4 protein-coding genes are annotated in these 6,723 nt (G+C 32.4%); 2 read left to right on the plus strand and 2 right to left on the minus strand.

Translation table 11 applies throughout. From position 1 onward, the window contains the following. Window positions 1-1,092: 1,092 nt before the first annotated feature. Together RBB48_RS31300 and RBB48_RS31305 are read right to left on the minus strand one after the other, a co-directional pair. Entirely contained in the window at window positions 1,093-2,523 is a 1,431-nt protein-coding gene (locus RBB48_RS31300) for an IS4 family transposase (RefSeq protein WP_306008833.1), read from the minus strand. A gap of 332 nt (window positions 2,524-2,855) precedes the next feature. Then, on the minus strand, window positions 2,856-3,731 hold the full coding sequence (locus RBB48_RS31305) for a LysR substrate-binding domain-containing protein (protein ID WP_306008834.1): 876 nt from the start codon (window positions 3,729-3,731) through the stop codon (window positions 2,856-2,858). A gap of 147 nt (window positions 3,732-3,878) precedes the next feature. Here RBB48_RS31305 and RBB48_RS31310 point away from each other — a divergent pair, with 147 nt between their 5' ends. Both RBB48_RS31310 and RBB48_RS31315 read left to right on the plus strand, forming a co-directional pair. Further along, window positions 3,879-4,688, plus strand: a complete 810-nt coding sequence (locus RBB48_RS31310) for a YitT family protein (RefSeq protein ID WP_306008835.1) — start codon at window positions 3,879-3,881, stop codon at window positions 4,686-4,688. Window positions 4,689-5,007: 319 nt separating this feature from the next. Continuing rightward, window positions 5,008-6,324: a metal-dependent hydrolase family protein gene (locus tag RBB48_RS31315; protein ID WP_306008836.1), complete on the plus strand. Its 1,317-nt coding sequence runs from the start codon at window positions 5,008-5,010 to the stop codon at window positions 6,322-6,324. Window positions 6,325-6,723 lie beyond the last annotated feature (399 nt).

Raw genomic sequence — 6,723 nt, forward strand, 5'->3', positions numbered from 1 at the left:
GGGTTCTTCTCTTTTTATTTATAATTTAAACTACTAGTCAAAATGATTATTATAATCATTTACTACTTTTTAAAAAGTTTATAAAACCTCAGTTATTTCAAATTCTCCAATATCCATTTTCAAGTATTAAAACATTTAGCTAGTGTGTATCTTAAGTAAGTGTATCTCTGATAAACGAAACTATAGAATTAATAAGGCTATTAACACAGCTGTTTAATTTCTTATAGAAAAGCCGACGGAAATTCTAAAGAAATGAGAAAGAGTTAGCCTTTATATTTTAGGCGCTGTGTAAAATTTTTCTATGTTTTACAATCGTATAGCATAATTTTAAAAATTGAAACCAGGTAGAGTTCATTTGGTATGCAAACCTTTGAAAAACTTAAATTGGATCTATAGAGAGTTGATTTGGGTAGTATTCAAGTAGAAAGTGAAAATATATAAATAATTGAAGATACTATGGTTGGTTATATCCATGTTTGGTAGTTAAGACTGAGGGATTTGCTAGCTTATTAAAGCTGTATCTTATTAAAGACTTGAATGATTTTGAAATAAATGGGGATGTTGATGGAAATTTAGGTGTATAAAAAACGAAACAAAACTGTTATTTCATAGCAAGTAGGAAGAACAAGCATATAAGCATAATCCTAAAAGAGGTAGATTTCCATGGGTGTAAAGTCTTTATACAATAAAATATGTTGATCTAGTTAAAAAAATATTTTATTAGTGAGAAAATTAAGAAGGACCTGATGTATTAAAACAGGTCCTTAAACTAAAGCACTAGAAACAAACTGTCTCCATAATAATACCAATAAAGAAAATTTAATTCAATATATTAAATGTTGAGAAATAAATGATAATAATTCCATTTTATCGTAAATAAAAGAGCACTTGCTTCTTGTAACAAATAATACTGTCACCATCACATAAATTATCTAATCACAATTTATAAAGGAATAGCGCCAGAGTGTTATCAAGCTAAGTTTATGTAAAATCAACTTCGGGTGAGAAGATATCTATTTTTAAAAGACTAATTGTATATTATTTAATGAATTGCATACGAAATAAACCCTATTGGGTTTTGATTTTTTAAATTTAAGCTGCATGATTATGAGACATGGTACAATTGTAAAAGACACCTAATATATCAAAGACTGTTTTCTTCTCGTACCTATGGGATTTTCGCCCGTTTTGCTGTAGGAGGTTGAACAGGCGAATTAGAATCTTTGATAGCTCTTGGGTGTCTTTCTGTATAGCTTGGAAAAGAAGAAGAAAGTAATCTTTAATCATATATATGGCCTTATATTCACTCAGTTCTCGTTTCTTTTTCATAAGAAGTAATTGCCGCATTTGAAACATGGTAGAAGAACAGAGGAGAATGGCAATCAGTTGCCCATAAAAATGACATTCCAAACGTTCTCGTTTTATCTTTTTACAATGATGAATATGAAAGAATGATTTCCACGTTTTAAATAAAATCTCGATTTGCCAACGTAACGAATACCAATCATGTACTTGTCCCATTGGGACAATATCTGTAGGGGTGTTTGTCATATACACATTGATACCACTGAGTCGCTTACTACGAGGAGAATACTTCATTCCTTTCTTTTTTTCTCTTACAGTTTGATCGCGTAATCGTTTTTGTTGTTGTTCATTTGTTAGTCGATGAACAATCACACGAGTAGGGACTTTATCAGTCATTCCTACATAAGCTTTGGATATTTCGCATGTTTGTCCTGGCTGAAGTGAGTTCATTAAAAACTCTATATCTATCTGGATATACTCCGTACCTTTTTTGATTCTGCCATCTTGAAAATAATCGGGTTTAGGATTTTTTTGATAAATACGTGTATTCGATTTGATACGTGAAATATAGTAAGCCTTTTTATTTTGTATATGTTGAAGATCTTTCAAATGAAAATAGCCTAAATCTCGGATACATAAATCATTCGCTGTTATAGTTGGGACACACAGGGAACCGTAGGTTCGATCATGTTGTTTACCTGGACCTGTATGAATATGAAGGAATTGTCCACTTAATAAATCATACTCAAGCTGAATCTTCACTCCCGCTGTATGGTTGCATCCTCCTGCATCCGGATAAACAAATGAAAAGGAATCTGGGAGTTGAAATGCAGTTGAATCTAAAATACGGATACGCTTGAAAACAGAAGTATATGGAGAAGAAATGAGCATAGATGAGGCCAATTTTTGGTTTAGTAGTTCAGCTAGTATGTGTTGTAAGAATTGGACAGCCGCTTTATTAAATCGTTGATTCAGTCCCTCAGGACGGATGAGTACTTTTGTTGATACTTCTACACAGCTAGATAACTGAGTTAAAGAAGTCGCAGCGATATTTTGACTCATCCATACACATAAAGCGACTAAATCTTTCACTTGATACTTACTAGTTCGTTGTACAAAACCAACATCTCTAGCTAGATCCTGTAAGGTATTTTGGGATAAGAGGCTCTGAATCTCCTGTGCGAATAGTTGTAGTTCGTCAGACGCAGAAATAGACATACAAAAAACGCTATCCTTTCTTATGATTCTACAGAAAGAATAACGTATTTTTTATTTTAGGGGAATTTTGTTTTATTTACTTGATAGCGATATGGTGCGCCCACTTTGTGTTTATATTCTTCTAATTAAACAACCCTATTCATCCAGTAATACTTTTTATCTTCCTTACCTCAGGTGAGTCCTCAATGTCATAGCATAACCAATCCCAAATTTTAAGGTAATTTACTTTGTGCTTTATTGTACCTCTTTAAAATGCCACTGTTTTGCGGAAATATCGTTTTTCAGGATAAGAAGATTGTAGCAGTTCAATCATGTATTATCTTACCAAATACTTAATCATTATTATGCAAATCAAAATAAAACTTTAAAAATTTATGTAGTATTTCAGATTGATTATCTTTTAGCCATGCAAATGACGCTTCAATTGTTATATCTATATCTTCAACTTCTCTTTGTACGATACCACTTAATGGATGAATTGTTGAGGGCAACAAGGCAATTCCCATACCATTTGCGACTAATGATGAAACAGTTTGAAGATCATTAGCTTGCATGATGATCTTTGGTGAGAATCCCACGTTTTTGAATAGGTTCATAAAAGTATCATAATAAAATGGGGCTGTTGATTTAGTTGTTATAATAAAGGGTTCGTTCACCAAATCACCAATAAAAATTGCTTGTTTAGAAACAAGAGGGTGTTTTTCGGGAATTATAGCCTTTAAGCATGCCTTTTGGATTGGTTTTACATGAATTTTATTGCTATTTACCGGGGCAGCTACTATACCTATATCAATTCTTTTTTCATGTAAAGCTTTAACTTGGAGGGGGGTACTTAATTGTTGTAATACGATTCCAATCGCAGGGTATTGTTCACGGAATTCTTGAATGGTGTGAATAAGGTCTTGCACTGAGCCACTGAACCCCATTACAAGTTCACCTTCAAATCCAGTAGAAGTTAATCTGGTGCTAATACACGCTTGTTCAACTTGATCAAGGATTTGATAAGCTTTATTTAGAAACACCTTTCCAGCACTTGTTAACTCAACATGACGCTTTGTCCGATTAAATAATTTCGCCCCAAGTTCCTCCTCTAATTCCCTTATTTGCTTACTCAGAGGTGGTTGGGCAATGTGTAGTTTTTCCGCAGCTCTACTAAAATTAAGTTCCTCTGCCAGAGCTAAAAAATATCGGATGTGTCTCAGTTCCATTTCCTTTCCTTCCTTCCAATTAGTTATACCTAAAAGGTATTAATAAGATACTTTTTAAGTATTTCTCATAATTATCAATATTATTTAATATTAAGTCAAGGCGAAGAGGCTGCTATTAATTACATTTTGGTGAAGGAAGGTGAAGATATGTATCGATTACTTGGAGTGATTTTTGGCTCTGTCATTACAGCACTTTCTTTTAATCTTTTCCTAGTTCCACATGAAATTTTAAGTAGTGGAATTAGTGGAGTTGCAATTATCATTGGAATCTTAACACCTTTTAATATTGGGGTGGTAAACTTTTTATTAAATTTACCAATACTGATTGTGGGATATGTTAGCTTAGGGAAACGATTTATCAGTTACACAATTGTCTCAGTTATCACATTTTCCGCAGCATTATACGCTATTCCTATACATGCAGTGACAAGCGATGTACTACTTTCTTCATTATTTGGTGGTGTAGTTGCTGGGGTTGGTATTGGTGTAGTTTTTAATTGCAATGGTTCAACAGGTGGATTTGATATTATCGGTATGTTGCTTTCACGAAAAAAAGATATTCAGCTTGGCAAATTTTTAATCGTGCTCAACACGATTATAGTTGTTATTTCTGGATTGTTTTTTGATTGGGATATTGCTTTAAATAGCTTATTATCCATTTATGTTACAGGAAAAGTAATTGATGCAATTCATACAAAACATCGAAAAATTACTTTGATGATTGTAACAAGTCATTTAGAAAAAATGAAAGAAACACTTCTTTCTAGTTTTGTACGAGGTATAACCTTGCTGAATGGAGAAGGCGCATACTCAAATGAGAAAAAGCATGTATTAATGACTGTAATCTCTCGAGAAGAGCTATCTGGAATTAAAGCTATAATTTCTGAAGTTGATCCACAAGCTTTTGTAAATATTACAGAATCAGCAGAAGTATTAGGTTTATTTAGAAAAGGATAAAATACCTCTAAATAGAACAATTTAAAGGGGGAAATTTCAAAAAATTTAATATATGAGTTTGTGGTCAACTACTACTGGTATTTTTCTTTCAGTTAGCGTTTAAATTCTGAAATTTAATAGTAATATATATTAGTTCAATTCACACCTTATTTATTAATGGATTCACATATAGGAATTTGATTTATCAATTTTGGAAGAATAAAGAGAAATTCTTATAAAAAATAAGGTTTATTAGGAGAGGATATAAAAAGAATATAGTTAAAATCTTGTTAATTTATCAAAATTATTAATTTACTTTTCAGGCGAGGATGATAATTATATGAAGAAGAAAACAGCGTTGATGAATTGTACAGTTATAAATGGTGATTTGAATCGAGAAATAGAAAAAAACATGGTTATTCTCATTAATAACGAAGGTTTCATGGAAAAGGTCGGAAATTCAGAAAGTGTAATTGTTCCCAGTGACTACGAAAAAATTGATATTAAACATCAATTTGTTATGCCAGGACTTATAAATGCACATGCGCATTTATTTTCTGATGGAACCCCTACAGGACTATCTTTTAGTGAAGATGTACTGAATTTTGGAATTAAGTTATTGGATACAAGATTCGGAAAGAAGTTTATTTATAATAGAATGAAGAAAAATGCTTTAGTTGCATTGAAGTCTGGCGTAACCACAATGCGCTCTGTTGGGGAATTTTTTTATCAAGATGTGAAACTACGCGATGATATACAAACTGAAAAAGTTATTGGTCCAGATTTACTTGTCTCAGGTTTCTTTATTAGTGCTACAGGTGGTCATGGTGCACCATATTTAGCGCTAGAAACTGACGGTCCTTGGGACGGTGTGAAGAATGTACGTAAAAATGTACGCCAAGGTGTGGATTTGATTAAAATTTGTGTAACTGGTGGCGTTACTGATGCAAAAACGATTGGCGAAGCAGGGAGAATTCAATTAACTGAAGAAGAAGTCTTTGCTATTTGTAAAGAAGCACATAAAATTGGAATGATGGTTGCAGCTCATGTAGAAAGCACTGAAGGAGTTAGGATTGCTTTAAAGGGCGGTGTAGATACGATTGAACATGGTGCTCAAATGGATGATGAAATCATCTCTCTTTATAAACAGAATCCAAATGCTTTACGAGGATATACATCACTTATCCCAACGTTTCAAGCTGCTTATCCCTATGCATTACTGGATAGAAGTAAAACAAACATTAATGATGTACTTTTTGAAAATGCAAAAATTGTTTATGAAGACATGTTAATTAGTTTTCAACAAGCCATTGAGAATGAAATTAGTGTAGGGGCAGGAAACGATGCAGCAATGGCCTATGTATCACACTATGATTTATGGCGAGAATTAGATCATATCATTCGTTTTGGGGGTATTACTGAAGAAAAAGCAATACATTTGGTGACTAAAAGTAACTCGGAGATTTTAGGAATTGATAAACAAGTTGGTACAATAGATGAAGGGAAGAGGGCAAATTTATTGATACTACCAAGTAATCCTATGGAAAATATTAAAAATTTATCAAAACCAAGTATGGTAATTAAAAATGGCGTTTTATTTGAAGACCTAGGTATTAAAAAGAACGAAAAAATGGATTTTGTATTAGATTTAATTTGAGAACTTTCTTATCAACCTCTATAAATAGTTACTTGTTTTAACAAATACTTGTTTAATGCCTATTAAATTACGAGTTTTATTACGCTCCAAAATAATAAAATGTGAATTTTTTATTTTATGTTATTATATTTCTTCGCTTAATGGCGAGGGAGTGTGTACCTTGTTATTGGTGGTATTTAGGATTGTTATTAGATAGAGGACATTGTTCTAATTAGAACAATGTCCTCTATTAGGGGTACGCCACATCGCTATCAAGCTAAGTTTATACAATGTCAATTATAGTAGGGGTTGTTTCTTTTTTCTAAAGACTACGTATAGGGAATTTAAAGCTTTGCATACGAAATAAACCCTAACGGGTTTCATTTTTTTTACTTTAAGCGACTTGATTATCAGACAGGG

Source organism: Bacillus sp. MMSF_3353, assembly GCF_030733445.1.
GTDB classification, from domain to species: Bacteria; Bacillota; Bacilli; order Bacillales; family Bacillaceae_G; genus Bacillus_A; species Bacillus_A wiedmannii.